Raw genomic sequence first — 14,741 nt, forward strand, 5'->3', positions numbered from 1 at the left:
AAAATGCGTTATATTACTACTCCGATATATTATGTAAATGATGTGGCTCATATTGGTCATGCTTACACTACGATTATAGCAGATACTTTGGCTAGATTTTATCGCTTGCAAGGAGAAAAAACATTCTTTTTAACAGGTACAGATGAACATGGTCAAAAGATAGAGCAAGCTGCTAGTGCTAGAAATTTTACCCCTAAAGAATATGCAGACGAAATTAGTGCTAAATTTAAAAAACTTTGGGATGAGTTTGAGATTTCTTATGATTATTTCATCAGAACTACAGATGAAAATCACAAGTTAAGCGTACAAAAAGCATTTAAAAAAATGTTTGATAAAGGTGATATTTATAAAGGAACTTATGAAGGCTTTTATTGTGTTTCTTGTGAGAGTTATTTTACCCAAACTCAGCTTGTAAATGAGTGTCATTGTCCAGATTGTGGTAAAAAAACACAGCTTTTAAAAGAAGAAAGTTATTTTTTCAAGCTTTCTAAATATCAAGATCAAATTCTTAAATGGTATAAAGAAAAAGAGCCGATTTTACCTAAAAATAAGGCTAATGAATTAATCCACTTTGTAGAAAGTGGTTTAAAAGATCTTTCTATTACAAGAACGAGTTTTGAATGGGGTATAAAGCTTCCAAAAGAACTAAATGATGAAAAACATGTGGTATATGTTTGGCTTGATGCTTTGATGAATTATGTGAGTGCTTTGGGTTATGGACTTGATGATAAAAATATGGATCTATGGCCTGCTCATATTCATTTTGTAGGTAAAGATATCTTGCGTTTTCATGCAGTGTATTGGCCTGCGTTTTTGATGAGTTTAGAACTCCCTTTGCCTAAATTTGTAGCAGCGCATGGCTGGTGGACCAAAGATGGTGAAAAAATGAGCAAATCTAAAGGCAATGTAGTAGCACCTAAAGAAGTAGCAGATACTTTTGGTTTAGAAGCTTTAAGATATTTTTTACTCAGAGAAGTTCCTTTTGGCAATGATGGGGATTTTTCACAAAAAGCATTAATCACTAGAATCAATGCAGAATTAAGCAATGAGCTTGGAAATTTATTAAATAGAATTATCGGTATGAGTGCTAAGTATTCTCAAAATATTATTGATTGCAAAGATGTGAATTTGTATTTTAATCAAGAATTAAATGAATGTAAAGAGTATTTAGATAATGCAATCAATGCTTTAGAAAATATCCAGCCAAATCGCTGTTTAGAAGAACTTTTTAAGGCTTTATCTTTAGCAAATTTAAGTATTAGTAAGTATGAGCCTTGGAATTTAATTAAAAATGATCAAATGCAAAAAGCTAATGCCTTAGTAGCTTTATGTGCTAATATTTTAACAAAAGTTACTATTTTACTTTCAGCTGCTATGCCAAAAACAGCTTTAAAAATCGCCAAAGCTTTAAATTTTGAAATTTCAAACGAAAACTATCAAAAACTAATTTTAAATAATCAATTATGCGATTTAAAATCAAGTGCATGTGAAGCTTTATTTCCAAAAGTTGAATTAACACAAGAAAACAAAAAAGAAGAAAAAGTAGAAGAGAAGCCAAGTTTAGCTCAAATTAAAATTGATGATTTTAAAAAAATTGAAATTAAAGTAGCACTAGTAAAAGATTGTCAAAATATAGAAGGCAGTGAAAAGCTTTTAAAATTTCAACTTGAACTTGAAAATGGCGAACTAAGACAAGTGCTTTCGGGTATTGCTAAATTTTATAAAGCTAGTGAGTTAATAGGCAAGCAAGTTTGTGTCATTACCAATCTAAAAAAAGCTAAAATTTTTGGCCATGAAAGCCAAGGTATGATTTTAAGTGCAGAAAAAAATGGTAAATTAGTTTTAATTAGCCCACAAAGCTTTATCGAAAATGGAGCTTTAATAGGCTAAATGAATATTTCTAATTTTATTGAGCTTATTAATGCTCAAGTTTTAAACTATGGAGCAACTTCTAGTGTTTATGATTTTAGTATAGATTTAAACAAAGTCAAACAAGCAAGTGTATTTTTTGCTAAGAATAATGAACAAGCTAGTTTTGCTATAAAACTTGGAGCTTATGTTATAGTAAGCGAGGAGAAATTAAATCTTGAAGATAAAGATGTGTTTTATCTTCAAGTTGATGATCTTGAAGAAGCTATTTTTAGGCTTTTTAGATTTTTATGTGAAGAAAAATCTTATGAATTTATATATTGCAATCATGTAGAATTAAAATTTGCAAAAGCCTTTAATTTTAAAGTCTTAAATTCAAATATTTTATTAGATTTTGATCTTTTAAAAAATTCTAAAGAAAAAACTTTCTTTTGTTCTGATGATGAAAAATTTATTTTAAAATTAAAATCAAATTTTCATACCTTAAAAGCTTGTAAATATGAAATTTTAGGCTCAAAATCTTTATTTCAAACGAGCTTACTTTGTAAAAATTTGTATTTTAAAGATTTAAAATTTGCATTTTTTTATGCAGATATTTTTGCTAGTTTTATTGAATTTATAGAAAGTCAAAAATTACCCTTTAGTTTTAATGATAAAAAATTAGAACTTTTTAAAGCCTATTTTTTAAACTCAAAAAATGAAATTTGTGTTTTTGGAGGTAGCTCTAGGGTGATTTTACTCGTGGAAAATGATGAGGATTTTGACTTTATAGCACAAAAACTTCAAGACACTAAGGGTTTTAAAACCGCATTAAAAAATTCTTTATTTTGTGATTTTTCTTATACAAATTTAAAAGAATTAAAAAATTTTCTTGACTTTAGATATTGCTTGATAAAAGAAAACATAGAAGACTTTTTAGAATGTTTTTTTGTCTATGAAAAAAATATTAATTTATTTGATTAAAAAAATATATACTTTAAAAAGCTATATTTCTAATTTTATTTTATTAATTTAAAGGAAAAAATATGAAAAAATTTTTATTTTTAAGTTTATTTGCTGCAGCTGCATTGAATGCTGAAATTTTAGTTTATGGCCCAGGCGGTCCAGCTCCTGTTTTAAAAGAACTTGCTAAACAATTTGAGGCAAAAAGCGGAGAAAAAGTTATCGTTAATGCAGGGCCAACACCTAAATGGATCAAACAAGCCAAAATGGATGCTGATATCATTTATTCTGGTAACACATCTATGATGGATGGATTTGTTAAAGCTATGTCAAAACAAATCAAAATACAAGATGTTCAGGTTTTAAATGCTAGAGGATCAGGTATGATAGTAAGAGCTAATAACCCTAAAAAAATTAAAAAATTTGAAGACCTTTTAAAAGATGGTGTTAATGTTATGGTAGTTGATGGAGCAGGGCAGGTTGGCTTGTATGAAGATATGGCTTTAAAAACAGGAAAAATCGAAAACCTAGAAAAACTTAGAAAAAACATCAAAGTGTATGCTAAGAATTCAAAAGCAGCAGTTGATGAGTGGAAAAATAATCCAAATATCGATGCTTTAATCATTTGGACACATTGGATTAAAGCAGTTGGTGAGAAAGAAAATAAATTTATAAAAGCAGATAAAAACTCAATTATTTATAGAGCTGCTGAAATAGCACCAACACAAAAAGGTTTAAAAAATCCAAAAGTAACTGAATTTATAGAATTTACACAAAGCAAAGAAGCGCAAAAAGTATGGGAAAAAGAAGGTTGGTTAGCTAAATAAATTAAGTTAAAGCATTTTACTTTATTGTAAAATGCTTTTTAAATTATTTTTCGTTAATTTCTGCTTCTATATTAATTTGCACTTCATCACTAAGTGTCAAACTAGAAGTATCTGGAGCAAATTTAAAATCACTTCTTTTAATTTGTCCTTGTAAAGTAAATCCCGCCTTTTCTTTACCACTATCTGTTTTAATAACCCCACCAATTTCAGTATCTAAAACAATATCTTTACTTACACCAGCAATATTTAAAGAGCCATACATCTTACCTTTTTCATTAGAAATTTTTTCATATTTGCTCATAGTAAAAGTGATGTTTGGGTGAGTTTTTGCTTTGAAAAAATCATCTTGTTGTAAATGGGCATCTCTTGCTTTATTTTCAGTATTTATAGAAGCAACTTTTACATTTGCTTGAAGTTTATTAAATTCAAATTTAGTACTATCAAAATCAACCACTGCATCATAGTCTTTAAAATTTCCATTTACATTACTAATTTGTAAATGCTTGATTTTAAAAGCTACATTTGTATGAGCTTTATCTAGAATAAATTCTTTACTTAAAGCATTGCTTGCTAAAATTGAAGCAGCTAAAAATGAACCAAGTAGTATTTTTTTCATTAATTCTCCTTTTTTAATTTGTAAAATCTATTATACAAACAAAAATAAAATGAAAGTAAATTTTAAATGTACTCTATAAAATCTTTCATATGGGCTTCTTTAAAGCCTTTTAATCTTAATAAACAACTATCACATTTACCACAAGCTTTATCTTCTCTTTCATAGCAAGACCAAGTGTATTCTAAGGCTACCTTTTCTTTTAAGGCTAATTCAACTATTTGTCCTTTGCTTAGATGAACTAATGGGGTTTTAATTGTAACATTACAAGTTTTTGTTGTGCCTTCATTGATAAACTCACTTGCTTTTTGTATGAAATTTGCACTACAATCAGGATAACCACTGCTATCTTCTTGCACTACTCCTATGAAAATACTTTCGCATTTTTCTTTTTCAGCTATGGCTCCTGCAATAGATAAAAAAATGCCATTTCTAAAAGGAACATAAGTATTTGGAACTTCTTTTTCGTGTAGCTTTTCTTTAGGAATTTCTAAATTTAAATCCGTTAAAGAATTACCACCAATATTTGCTATAAATGAAACATCTAAAATATATTTTGTTTTTATGTTAAGTTTTTCACAAATTTTATTAAAACATTCTCTTTCTTTAAGCATGGTGCGTTGATTGTAATCAAAATGCAAAGCAATGATTTCATATCCTTCTTTTTTGGCTAAATATGCACATAAAGTACTATCCATACCACCACTTATAATACAAAGAGCTTTTTTCATACTTTTCCTTAATTTTGATATAATTTGAAATTATAAAATCAAAAGGATAATAATGATTTTTTGCGAAGAAGAAATAGATATTTCTTTTCTTGAAAAAATTGCTCAAAAAATGAGTGATCAAAATATAGAACTTGTTTTGGTAGATGAAAAAACCATGCATGAAATTAATCTTAACCAAAGAGGAGTAGATAAAACTACAGATGTTTTGTCTTTTCCTTTAGTGCAAAATTGTGAAAATTTGCTTGGTAGTATTGTGATAAATTTAGATGAAGTAAGTAAAAAAGCAATGGAATATAAACACAGCAATGAAGAAGAAATGGCATTGCTTTTTATACATGCTATGCTTCATTTGCAAGGTTATGATCATGAGGTAGATCAAGGACAAATGAGACAAAAAGAACAAGAATGGATTGAGTATTTTAAACTACCAAAAAGTTTAATTATAAGAACACAAGAAGGGGATTGAATGATTAAAAAAATAATATTAAATTTAGGTTTATATGTGAGTTTATATGCATATAATGAAAATACATTTACATTAAATATTTTAAAAGGAAAGGAATTTGATATTCACTTATATAGTTCCATTAAAAGTAACACTAGTTATGGTTTTGTCCAAACAAAACAAAAACAATACAGTTTTTGGGGTAGTGCTAAGAATGATGAGTATTATATAGATATAGCAGATTTTGGAACTTGCGTTTTAAAAGATATGCATAAAAATAAATTTGATGCTTTATGTAAAATAGATGAAGTAAAAAAAGAATTTAGTTTTTTAGCCAGCAAGACAAATACGATGATTAATCAGCTATCACTTAAAGAACAAAAACAACTAGATGCTAATAAAACTATAGAATTTGACTTTAGTGAAGATATTTTAAAATTAACAAGTAAAAATGAAAAATTAAATAAAATTATTGATGATTTTAATGAGAATTTAGATAAAAATTCATTAAAACAAAAAGCAAAAGAAAGCTTTGAAAAATGGAGTAAAGAAAACATTTCTAATAATGAGTTTTTTTCTCAAGCTTATATGTTTTACCAAGATGAGCATATTATCTCTTTAGGAAAAAATATTTATGAATATAAAGGTGGTGCTCATGGTATGACTAATTTTTTAAGAAAAACTTATAGTATTGATGATATGAAACTTATAAATATAAAAAATGAGTTAAAAATAGAAAGTGAAGATTTTCAGAATATGATTAAGCAAAAGATTTTAAGTTTATACAGTGAAAATGAATTATTTGATATTAAAGAACTTAAAATGAGTGAAATTTTTGAAGTAAGAAAAGATGGATTAAATTTTATATGGGAACCTTATGAGGTAGCTCCGTATTCAACAGGAGCAGTTGAAGTTTTTATAAGTTTTGATGAATTAAAACCTTTTTGGAAGAAAAATTCAAAACTTGCTTATTTGAGTAAAATCAAATAAGCATTTAATCATCAAATTTTTGTCTTAAAATTGTTCCATTATCGTCTATGTAAAGCTTCATTTGATTGTTTAGTTTGATTTTATAATAAGAAATTTTTCTTTCTATTTCTATGATTGCTGTATTAGGGTAGATATTTTTGATGGTATTTTGTATTGTTAAAGGTAAAATCGCATAATTTAACGAGCTAAAATTTTCAGCCTCTTTAAATTCTCCATTAAGTGAAAATTCAATCTCACTTCCATCGCTTAAATAAATCTCATAAGAATAACCATCTTGTTCTACTAGGCCTATTTCTGCATTAAAATAATCTTTGATAAATTGTTTGATATTTACCGGTAAAGAATCAGGTGCTATAACTATACCTGCATTAAGGGTATTTAGAGTGATCAAAAAAGCAAAAGCTAGTTTTTTCATTTTTAACCTTATTTTATTTTTTGACGATATTGTATCTTATTAGTGTGAATTTTATGTGTAAGCTAGAATTTAAATAGCTTTTTGTTATAATTATTAAAAATACAAAGTAGGGTAATGATAGCTTCTTTTCTAATTGCTTTAAATATTGTGATATTTGTCTTTGTGAATTATCTTTATTTTGGATCTTTAAATTTAGATGCTATTTTAGGTTTAAATTTATTTTTCTTTCAAGGATTTTACTGGCAAATTCTAAGCTCAATGTTTATGCATGGAAATTGGCCTCATTTGATTTTAAATATGATAGTGCTTTTTCAATTTGGCTCTATGCTGGAAAAATACTTAAAAAGCTTTAAATTTGCTTTGCTTTACTTAATTGGCGGAATTCTTTGCTCTTTGCTTAGTGTTTTTTATATGTATTTAAGCTTTGATGGTAGTTTTGTAAACGTAGTGGGCGCAAGTGGTGCCATATGTGTTTTAATGGGATATTATGCATATTTGGATAAAACCGCCACTAAAGGACTTATCATAGCTATATTATTAATGAGTTTTGTACCTATTTTTATGGGTGTAAATATAGCTTGGTATGCACATATTTTTGGCTTTATATGCGGATATCTTTTGGGTAAATTTAAGGTTATAAAATGAAATATATCTATTTTATCCGTCATGCTAAGGCTCAAAAAGAAAACTACGAACAAGATTTACAACGAGAGCTTAGTTCTAGTGGAAAAGATGATCTAAAAACTATGATTTATAGGATTAAAGATTTAGAATTTAAAGCCCAAAGTATCTTTTCAAGTCCTGCTAGGCGTTGTATAAAAACAGCGCAAAAACTCTGCAAAAGTTTTTCTTTAAAAGAAAAAGATATCAAGATAGAAAAAAACTTTTATGATGGTAATTTAGAAGATGTATTAAATTTTATAAAAGAATTAAAAGAGAGTAGGGTAGTGCTAATTATGCATAATCCTTTATTGCAAGAACTTTGTGAATATTTAGCTCATATAGATTTAGAAAACTTTCCAACTTCTGCTATTTTATGTATGCAATTTGATATAAAAGAATTTAAAGATATAAAAGAACACAGTGGGGAAGTTGTGTTTTTTGATTATCCTAAAAGTCAAGAAAATAACTAATCTACATTTTTAAACTTCAATTTTATTTAAGCAAAAATACAAACTAAAATTTAGTTGAAATAAAAAATATACATCTTTAGTCTTTCATAGTTACATAAAATAACTTATAATATTTTTCAAAAAATTATACTTATTTTTTTATGGATAAGTTATTTTCACTCAAAAATTAAAATGCTTTAAAATACTATATTATATGTGTTTTAAAATACATTTTACTTATGAAAGAACAGATAAATATAAAAGTTTGAAAATTATAGTTTTCAATACAAAATATATATAATTTCAATATTTTACTATTTATCATATAATTTTACATATATATTAAGTTTAAGTTAAAATATTTTTATAGACTAAAAAAGCTAAAATGATGAGTAAAAAGGAAAATAAATATAAAAGTTTAGCTTGTATGGAATTTTTGGTTTTATTTGGATTTTTGGATTAATCTTGAAAGTTGTCTTGCTAAAAGTTTGGCACTATTTTCATCTTTGCTAAGTTTTTTCATATTTTCTCTAAATTCATAAAGTCTTTTTTCTTGTGCAAAGTCATTTGAAGTATTATTTTGTTTTGAGGTATTGCTTTGGTTTGCTTGCTTTTGCGCGGTTTTTTTCTTAAAAAACATATTATCACCCTATTTTGTTTTTATAATTATAGCTTGATATTTTTTAAGTAAGATTTTTTTATAATTTTTATATTAATTTTAAAGGAAAAAAAGTTTGAAAACCATAGGTTTAATAGGTGGAATGAGTTATGAAAGCACACTTAGCTATTATGAAATAATCAATAAATTAACAAATGAAAAATTGGGAAAATTACACAGCGCTAAGATAGTTTTAACTAGCGTTGATTTTGAAGAAATAGAAGAATGTCAACGCAAGAATGATTGGCAAAAAGCAAGTGAAATTTTAACCCAACATGCCCTACTTTTGCAAAAATGCGGAGTTGATTTTATATTAATTTGTACTAATACTATGCATAAATGTTATGAAAATATACAAAAAAACATTCAAATTCCTATCTTACATATAGCTAAAGCTATGCTTTTAGAGCTTCAAGAGCAAAATATAAATAAAGTATTGTTGTTAGGGACAAAATACACTATGCAAGAAGATTTTTATAAACAACTTTTAATTAATTCAAAGATCGAAGTTTTTATTCCCAAAAATGATGATATTTTAAAGCTTAATGATATTATTTTTAATGAGCTTTGCAAAGGTATTATAAATAAAGACTCAAAAAAATATCTAGATGATTTGATTGCTCAATTTCCAGAGGTTCAAGGAGTAATTTTGGGTTGTACTGAACTTGGTTTAATTGTAAAAGAAAGCTCTAAAAAGCTATTTGATAGCGCATATATTCATGCAAAAATGGCTACTTTGAAAGCCTTGGAGAATGAGTGATGAAATATCCTCTAGATTGTGAAAAAAATTTTGAAAAGTCCTTTTTATTTTGGCTTTGTAGATATGTGAAATTTAAGCTTAATTCTTTATCAAATAAGGAATTAAAAGACCCTCAAGCTTTGGCTGTAGTAAATTTAGCCTTAAGTAAGGGTGTTAAAAATATACAAGAGCTTGATGCTTATGTAAAAAAAGCAAGAAATGCAGGACTTAGCGGTGTAAATACGTATTTTAATCCTTTGAAAAAACTTTATGAGTATTTGTTATTTTATAAGCTTTATTCACTAAAACAAATCGATGAAGAGCTTTTAGTCGAAATTTTAGCAAGTATTAGTGCTTCTTTATCTGATGCGAGTAAGAAAAATTATCGCATAGCTGTGATTAATTTTTTTGCATTTTTAGATAAACAAAATGAAGAAGATCAAAAAGCGCATATTTTTGATATTAATCTTAGAAATTGGGCAGGTATAAGTGGTTCTAAAGGAGTTAAACTGCCTGAATATATGAACGAAGATGAAGTGAGTAAATTTTTAGATGCTATTGATAATACAGATTTTAAAAGCAACACTATACGCAATCGTTTGATTATTAAAATCATCATTTTTACAGGAATTAGGGTTAGCGAGGCTATTAATATAAAATTAAAAGATATTAGCGAAGAAAATGATCTTTATATCATACGTATTAGAGCTAAAGGTAATAAATACCGCGTTGTGATGATTAAAAAAGAGCTTATAGAACATCTTTTAAAAGATGTAAGAGTAAATTATCTTTCTTGTGATGGACTTTTATTTGTCAATCGCAATGGCAAAGCCCTAACCCAAGCTTATGTTTCGCGTATAGTAGAACAAATTTTATTTAAAGCAGGAATTCGCAAGCAAAAAAACGGAGCACATATGCTAAGACACACTTTTGCTACCCTACTTTATAAAAAACAAAAAGATTTAGTTTTAGTCCAAGAAGCACTAGGCCATGCAAGTTTAAATACTTCAAGAATTTACACACACTTTGACAATGAAAAGTTAAAATTGGCTGCAGAAGTAGCTAAAAAACTTCACGATAGAACTTAAATTTTTATAAAAAAATCCGATATATCCTTAAAGAAAGGATATATCATGCAAATAAATGATTATGCTAGTAAAATTAATCCTTATATTTTAAACACTCAAAAAGAAGAAAAAGAAAGTAAAGAGAATAAGAATTTTATAGAATTTAAGTTTACACAAGGTGTGAAAGAGCTTGAAAAAAGTGTTAAAGATAATCAAAATAACAGTGAATCTGAAGATCAATTAAGCAAGCTTTATAGCGAGTTAGCTAAGATACAAGCTAAAATTGCAGAATTAAATGCAAAATTACAATCAAGTCAAGATCCGCAAAAAGCTCAAATGATTAATTCTCAAATTCAAAGTTTAAATGCACAAATGCAAAGTATATATGGCCAAATCATGCAAATACTTTCTCAAGCTATGCAAAGTATACAATGATTTTAATGTTTTTTAGCATTTAAAAACACACTAAGAATGATCAAAGCAAAAGCAAAAAGATCAATCACACTATAAATAGTTCCTAAAAATAAAAAACTCATAAAAGCAGCAGCCACAGGTTCTATACAAGCTATCATACTAGCTTTAAAAGCTCCTATTAATTCAACTCCTTTTAAGTATAAACAAAAAGCCCCTATTGTGCCTATAAATACAATCGCGCTCATAGCCAAAAAGGAATTTAAAGAAAAATCATATTTTGGGATATTTCCTTGTAATAATACAAAAAGCAAAAAAGAAGCAAATAAACTAGCCAAACCCATGATTAAAAATAAGCCATATTTTGCTATAATAAGCCTAGCACTCAAAGAATAAAACGCTACTCCAAGAGCTCCAAAAAAAGCCCAAATAACACCTCTTATATCAAGTTTTAAGTTGTTAATATCTCCATTTGTTATAAGTAAAAATAAGGCAAAAAGTATTAAAAATAAAGCGATTAGTTCTATTTTTTTAGGTAAAATTTTGTTTTTAAAACACATAAAAAGCATTATGATTAATGGTGCGTTGTATTGTATCATCGTGGCGGTTCCTGCATCGGTATAATAAATAGCCTTAAAATAACCATATTGAGTTATCAATAAACCAAAGATAGAAAAAATCAAAAGAGAGCTAAGTTCTTGTTTTTGCTTTAGTAGTTTTAATTTGAAATTTTTTGCACCCAAAATTATTAAAATAATGCCTGTAAAAAGCAAACGATAAAAACTCACCCATTCAGCAGAATAATGATTTTTAAACAAATACTCAGCCAAAACCCCACTTATGGCCCAAAATATCCCACCAAGTATGACTAGAAAAACTCCCAAAAAATACCTTTTAGTCTTATTAATTTATATAATATTTGTAGTAAAATATTATTATATCATTATGTATATATTTTAAGGAAAATTAATGACTTATTTAGAGATTGATGGTGTTGAAAAATTAAATGGAGAAGTGATAATAAGCGGTGCAAAAAATGCAGCACTTCCTTTGATAGCTTCAAGTATTTTAGCTAAAAATGAAGTGCAAATTTCAAATTTACCAAATGTAGCAGATATTTGTACCCTACTTTCTTTGCTTGAAAATTTAGGAGCAAATTATACTTTTAAAGACAATTTTGCAAAAATAAATACAAAACATTTAAATAAAACCATAGCAAAATACGACATCGTGCGTAAAATGCGAGCTTCTATACTTACCTTAGGACCTTTACTAGCTAGATTTGGAAATTGCGAAGTTTCTTTACCGGGAGGTTGTGCTATAGGCCAACGTCCTATTGATTTACACCTTTTAGCTTTAGAAAAAATGGGAGCTAATATTGAGATCAAGCAAGGTTATGTGGTAGCTAGCGGAAAGCTTAAGGGTGCTGATGTGATGTTTGATAAAATCACTGTTACAGGTAGTGAAAATATCATCATGGCAGCAACCTTAGCTCATGGTAAAACTAGACTTTTAAATGTTGCTAAAGAGCCTGAAGTAGTGCAACTTTGTGAGGTTTTAGCTAGAGCTGGGCTTGATATACAAGGCATAGGATCTTCTGAGCTTGAAATTTATGGCACAAGTGGAGAGCTTTTAGAATTTAAACCTTTTGAAATCATTCCTGATCGCATTGAAGCAGGAACTTATCTGTGTGCAGGAGCTATCACTAACTCAAAAATTACTCTAAAAAAAGTCAATGCGAGCCATCTTAGCGCAGTTTTGGCAAAGCTAGAGCAAATGGGCTTTAGCTTTGATATTAATGAAGATAGTATTAGTATAAATCCTGCCAAAGAAATCAAACCAGTTGAAATTTTAACTAGCGAATATCCAGGCTTTCCAACGGATATGCAAGCACAATTTATGGCTTTAGCTTTAAAAGCAAATGGCACAAGTATTATCGATGAGAGATTATTTGAAAATCGTTTTATGCATGTAAGTGAGCTTTTAAGAATGGGAGCTGATATAAGATTAAACGGGCATATTGCTACTATAAATGGTACTAAAGAGCTTTTGGGAGCTGATGTTATGGCTACTGATTTGCGTGCATCTTCTGCTTTGATTTTAGCGGCTTTAGCAGCTAAAGGCACAAGTAAAATTCATAGAATTTATCATCTTGATAGAGGGTATGAAAATTTAGAAGAAAAATTTAAAAAACTAGGCGCAAGTATAAGAAGGCTTGAAGAATGAGAGATATTTTTGCAACTTTAGATTTTTTAAAAGAACAAATCAAAGCAAAAAATGAATTTCAAAAAGTAAATTTGACACAGGCTTTGGGGTGTATTTTATATGAAGATATTTTTGTGAAAAAAAACCTACCCGCTTTTGATAATTCTGCCCTAGATGGTTATGCATTAAATTATACACATAAGAATGAATTACTAGAAATAAAAGGAAGCATTTTAGCAGGCGATAAAAATGATTATATTATAGAAAAAAATGAATGCTATAAGATTATGACAGGAGCTAAAATTCCTCAAAATGCAAATACTATTTTAATGTTTGAAGAAGCTTTGCTTGAAGATGAAAAGCTCAATGCTAAAAACGCTAAAGAAAACAATGCCATCCGTTTTAAAGGCGAGGAAGCAAAGCTTGGAGAGCTTTTGTTTAAAAAGGGACAAAAAATCACCTCAGGTATGATAGCTATGCTTGCTGCTCAAGGAATTTATGAGCTAAAAGTCGTTAAAAAAATGCGTGTTGGGATTTTTTCAAGTGGAGATGAGCTTGTAGAACCTTGGGAAAATGCTGATGAATACAGCATATATAATGCAAATGCTTTTGGAATTTATGCTATTTTGCAAGATTATGCTGATGTTGAGTATTTAGGACTTATAAAAGATGATTTAAATGCATATAAAAAGCTTTTAAAAAATAAAGAATTTGATATGCTTATAAGCAGTGGTGGGGCTAGCGTGGGTGAGGCTGATTTTATCAAACAAGCTTTGCTTGAGTGTGATTTTAGCCCTATTTTTGAAAAAATCAATGCTAAACTTTGTAAGCATGTAAAACTTTTTAGCAAAAGCGATATGCTTTTTCTAGCTCTACCAGGAAATCCTTTAGCTTCTTTAGTTTCAACGCATATTTTTGCAAAAAATATACTCAATTTACTTTATGGTAAAGAACTTTTGGAATTTGATAAAGCAAGATTGACTAAAGATTTAAATTTCAAAGGCCAAAGAAATGATTTTGCTTTTGGAAAATTAGTCGATGGGTATTTTAAACCAAGTGAAGCTAAATTTGGCTCAGGTATGCTAAAACCTTTATGTGAAAACACGCATATTTTAATCACGCAAATTGATGATACAAAATTAGCAAAAGATCAAGAAGTTAAAGTTTTAAAAATTTAATAGGGTATTACACTACCCTATTTTGAATGATTAACTTCTTGCTTTATCTAAGGTTTTAAAAAGATTATTTAAGATATTTTCTTCATTTTTTTGGTATTTGCTTTGGCGTAATTTCTCCCAAGCATATACGCTATAATCTTTAGAAATCGAACCTATATTTAAATCTGTATTACTAAAAGCATTGTTGCTATCTTTTTTATACTCTTTTTCTTCTTTGTCTTTAAGTGCATTAAGTGTAGCTTGAAATTCATCTGAAGATGTGTTTTTTTCTTTGATTTTTGTCATATTATTTAGGGCTAGCGGACTATTTTTATCATTTACTTGCATGAGAACTCCTTTTAAAATTTAATAACTATAAGCAAAAAACATTCCTTAATTTTAAAAACTTGACAATAAAATAAAGTTTTGATAAAATCACACTCTACTTTCAAAATGCGGGAATAGCTCAGGGGTAGAGCACAACCTTGCCAAGGTTGGGGTCGCGAGTTCGAATCTCGTTTCCCGCTCCACTTCTTTTAACTAAAATCAAACTTTTTTAA

Annotated in this window: 18 protein-coding genes and 1 tRNA gene; 13 read left to right on the forward strand and 6 right to left on the reverse strand. The window is 28.0% G+C overall.

The window, feature by feature from the left end; translation table 11 throughout:
• The first annotated feature begins 3 nt into the window (after positions 1–3).
• From metG to L8X30_RS05400, 3 genes are all read left to right on the forward strand, one after another.
• Complete coding sequence (gene metG, locus L8X30_RS05390) at positions 4–1,890, forward strand: methionine--tRNA ligase (protein ID WP_263679385.1); 1,887 nt, start codon at positions 4–6, stop codon at positions 1,888–1,890.
• A complete protein-coding gene (locus L8X30_RS05395; RefSeq protein ID WP_263679386.1) occupies positions 1,891–2,832 on the forward strand; it encodes a hypothetical protein in 942 nt (313 codons plus the stop codon). It begins immediately after the preceding gene.
• A 62-nt stretch (positions 2,833–2,894) separates the two neighbouring features.
• Positions 2,895–3,638 carry a substrate-binding domain-containing protein gene (locus L8X30_RS05400; protein ID WP_263679387.1) on the forward strand — a complete coding sequence of 248 codons (744 nt, stop codon included), beginning with the start codon at positions 2,895–2,897 and terminating at the stop codon, positions 3,636–3,638.
• 43 nt (positions 3,639–3,681) lie between these two features.
• Here the strand turns inward: L8X30_RS05400 and L8X30_RS05405 are convergent, their stop codons facing one another.
• Together L8X30_RS05405 and queC are read right to left on the reverse strand one after the other, a co-directional pair.
• Positions 3,682–4,254 (reverse strand): YceI family protein, encoded by a 573-nt coding sequence (locus L8X30_RS05405; protein ID WP_263663344.1) that lies wholly within the window; start codon positions 4,252–4,254, stop codon positions 3,682–3,684.
• Positions 4,255–4,316: 62 nt separating this feature from the next.
• Positions 4,317–4,982, reverse strand: coding sequence for a 7-cyano-7-deazaguanine synthase QueC (queC, locus tag L8X30_RS05410; RefSeq protein ID WP_263679388.1), 666 nt, complete (start codon positions 4,980–4,982; stop codon positions 4,317–4,319).
• Positions 4,983–5,034: 52 nt separating this feature from the next.
• Between queC and ybeY the strand changes: the two genes are divergently transcribed.
• Both ybeY and L8X30_RS05420 read left to right on the forward strand, forming a co-directional pair.
• Positions 5,035–5,448, forward strand: a complete 414-nt coding sequence (ybeY, locus tag L8X30_RS05415; protein WP_263679389.1) for an rRNA maturation RNase YbeY — start codon at positions 5,035–5,037, stop codon at positions 5,446–5,448.
• Positions 5,449–6,417, forward strand: coding sequence for a DUF3298 and DUF4163 domain-containing protein (locus L8X30_RS05420; RefSeq protein ID WP_263679390.1), 969 nt, complete (start codon positions 5,449–5,451; stop codon positions 6,415–6,417).
• Positions 6,418–6,421: 4 nt separating this feature from the next.
• Here L8X30_RS05420 and L8X30_RS05425 read toward each other — a convergent pair whose 3' ends face one another.
• Positions 6,422–6,832, reverse strand: a complete 411-nt coding sequence (locus L8X30_RS05425; RefSeq protein WP_263663340.1) for a PepSY-like domain-containing protein — start codon at positions 6,830–6,832, stop codon at positions 6,422–6,424.
• Between the two features lie 114 nt (positions 6,833–6,946).
• Between L8X30_RS05425 and L8X30_RS05430 the strand changes: the two genes are divergently transcribed.
• The gene (locus tag L8X30_RS05430; RefSeq protein WP_263679391.1) at positions 6,947–7,477 is read left to right on the forward strand and encodes a rhomboid family intramembrane serine protease; all 531 of its coding nucleotides are present in this window, start codon (positions 6,947–6,949) and stop codon (positions 7,475–7,477) included.
• A complete protein-coding gene (locus tag L8X30_RS05435) occupies positions 7,474–7,965 on the forward strand; it encodes a SixA phosphatase family protein (protein WP_263679392.1) in 492 nt (163 codons plus the stop codon). The genes L8X30_RS05430 and L8X30_RS05435 overlap by 4 nt, the downstream gene beginning before the upstream one ends.
• A 421-nt stretch (positions 7,966–8,386) precedes the next feature.
• Here the strand turns inward: L8X30_RS05435 and L8X30_RS05440 are convergent, their stop codons facing one another.
• On the reverse strand, positions 8,387–8,584 hold the full coding sequence (locus tag L8X30_RS05440; RefSeq protein WP_263679393.1) for a molybdenum cofactor biosynthesis protein: 198 nt from the start codon (positions 8,582–8,584) through the stop codon (positions 8,387–8,389).
• Positions 8,585–8,678: 94 nt separating this feature from the next.
• On the opposite strand from L8X30_RS05440, the gene L8X30_RS05445 reads away from it, so the two are divergent.
• Genes L8X30_RS05445 through L8X30_RS05455 form a run of 3 tightly spaced genes read left to right on the forward strand, consistent with a single transcriptional unit; the run spans position 8,679 to position 10,843 of the window.
• Positions 8,679–9,362, forward strand: coding sequence for an aspartate/glutamate racemase family protein (locus tag L8X30_RS05445; RefSeq protein ID WP_263679394.1), 684 nt, complete (start codon positions 8,679–8,681; stop codon positions 9,360–9,362).
• On the forward strand, positions 9,362–10,429 hold the full coding sequence (locus L8X30_RS05450; RefSeq protein WP_263679395.1) for a tyrosine-type recombinase/integrase: 1,068 nt from the start codon (positions 9,362–9,364) through the stop codon (positions 10,427–10,429). Before L8X30_RS05445 ends, L8X30_RS05450 begins: the two co-directional genes overlap by 1 nt.
• A 45-nt stretch (positions 10,430–10,474) precedes the next feature.
• Positions 10,475–10,843 (forward strand): hypothetical protein, encoded by a 369-nt coding sequence (locus L8X30_RS05455; protein WP_263663333.1) that lies wholly within the window; start codon positions 10,475–10,477, stop codon positions 10,841–10,843.
• 2 nt (positions 10,844–10,845) lie between these two features.
• Here the strand turns inward: L8X30_RS05455 and L8X30_RS05460 are convergent, their stop codons facing one another.
• Positions 10,846–11,703: a DMT family transporter gene (locus L8X30_RS05460; protein WP_263679396.1), complete on the reverse strand. Its 858-nt coding sequence runs from the start codon at positions 11,701–11,703 to the stop codon at positions 10,846–10,848.
• Between the two features lie 85 nt (positions 11,704–11,788).
• Here L8X30_RS05460 and murA point away from each other — a divergent pair, with 85 nt between their 5' ends.
• Together murA and L8X30_RS05470 are read left to right on the forward strand one after the other, a co-directional pair.
• Positions 11,789–13,045, forward strand: a complete 1,257-nt coding sequence (gene murA, locus L8X30_RS05465) for a UDP-N-acetylglucosamine 1-carboxyvinyltransferase (RefSeq protein WP_263679397.1) — start codon at positions 11,789–11,791, stop codon at positions 13,043–13,045.
• The gene (locus L8X30_RS05470; protein WP_263679398.1) at positions 13,042–14,202 is read left to right on the forward strand and encodes a molybdopterin molybdotransferase MoeA; all 1,161 of its coding nucleotides are present in this window, start codon (positions 13,042–13,044) and stop codon (positions 14,200–14,202) included. The genes murA and L8X30_RS05470 overlap by 4 nt, the downstream gene beginning before the upstream one ends.
• Positions 14,203–14,232: 30 nt before the next feature.
• Here L8X30_RS05470 and L8X30_RS05475 read toward each other — a convergent pair whose 3' ends face one another.
• The gene (locus L8X30_RS05475) at positions 14,233–14,529 is read right to left on the reverse strand and encodes an invasion antigen C (protein ID WP_039668370.1); all 297 of its coding nucleotides are present in this window, start codon (positions 14,527–14,529) and stop codon (positions 14,233–14,235) included.
• A gap of 107 nt (positions 14,530–14,636) precedes the next feature.
• Here L8X30_RS05475 and L8X30_RS05480 point away from each other — a divergent pair.
• Positions 14,637–14,711, forward strand: a tRNA-Gly gene (locus L8X30_RS05480).
• Positions 14,712–14,741: the final 30 nt, after the last annotated feature.

The sequence above is a fragment of the Campylobacter sp. CNRCH_2015_0338h genome (assembly GCF_025772785.1).
Lineage (GTDB): Bacteria > Campylobacterota > Campylobacteria > Campylobacterales > Campylobacteraceae > Campylobacter_D.

Bases quoted from the DNA above. Each gene is read 5' to 3' on its own strand.
- metG (WP_263679385.1), top strand. From the start codon at position 4: ATGCGTTATATTACTACTCCGATATATTATGTAAATGATGTGGCTCAT.
- L8X30_RS05395 (WP_263679386.1), top strand. From the start codon at position 1,891: ATGAATATTTCTAATTTTATTGAGCTTATTAATGCTCAAGTTTTAAAC.
- L8X30_RS05400 (WP_263679387.1), top strand. From the start codon at position 2,895: ATGAAAAAATTTTTATTTTTAAGTTTATTTGCTGCAGCTGCATTGAAT.
- L8X30_RS05405 (WP_263663344.1), bottom strand. From the start codon at position 4,254: ATGAAAAAAATACTACTTGGTTCATTTTTAGCTGCTTCAATTTTAGCA.
- queC (WP_263679388.1), bottom strand. From the start codon at position 4,982: ATGAAAAAAGCTCTTTGTATTATAAGTGGTGGTATGGATAGTACTTTA.
- ybeY (WP_263679389.1), top strand. From the start codon at position 5,035: ATGATTTTTTGCGAAGAAGAAATAGATATTTCTTTTCTTGAAAAAATT.
- L8X30_RS05420 (WP_263679390.1), top strand. From the start codon at position 5,449: ATGATTAAAAAAATAATATTAAATTTAGGTTTATATGTGAGTTTATAT.
- L8X30_RS05425 (WP_263663340.1), bottom strand. From the start codon at position 6,832: ATGAAAAAACTAGCTTTTGCTTTTTTGATCACTCTAAATACCCTTAAT.
- L8X30_RS05430 (WP_263679391.1), top strand. From the start codon at position 6,947: ATGATAGCTTCTTTTCTAATTGCTTTAAATATTGTGATATTTGTCTTT.
- L8X30_RS05435 (WP_263679392.1), top strand. From the start codon at position 7,474: ATGAAATATATCTATTTTATCCGTCATGCTAAGGCTCAAAAAGAAAAC.
- L8X30_RS05440 (WP_263679393.1), bottom strand. From the start codon at position 8,584: ATGTTTTTTAAGAAAAAAACCGCGCAAAAGCAAGCAAACCAAAGCAAT.
- L8X30_RS05450 (WP_263679395.1), top strand. From the start codon at position 9,362: ATGAAATATCCTCTAGATTGTGAAAAAAATTTTGAAAAGTCCTTTTTA.
- L8X30_RS05455 (WP_263663333.1), top strand. From the start codon at position 10,475: ATGCAAATAAATGATTATGCTAGTAAAATTAATCCTTATATTTTAAAC.
- murA (WP_263679397.1), top strand. From the start codon at position 11,789: ATGACTTATTTAGAGATTGATGGTGTTGAAAAATTAAATGGAGAAGTG.
- L8X30_RS05470 (WP_263679398.1), top strand. From the start codon at position 13,042: ATGAGAGATATTTTTGCAACTTTAGATTTTTTAAAAGAACAAATCAAA.
- L8X30_RS05475 (WP_039668370.1), bottom strand. From the start codon at position 14,529: ATGCAAGTAAATGATAAAAATAGTCCGCTAGCCCTAAATAATATGACA.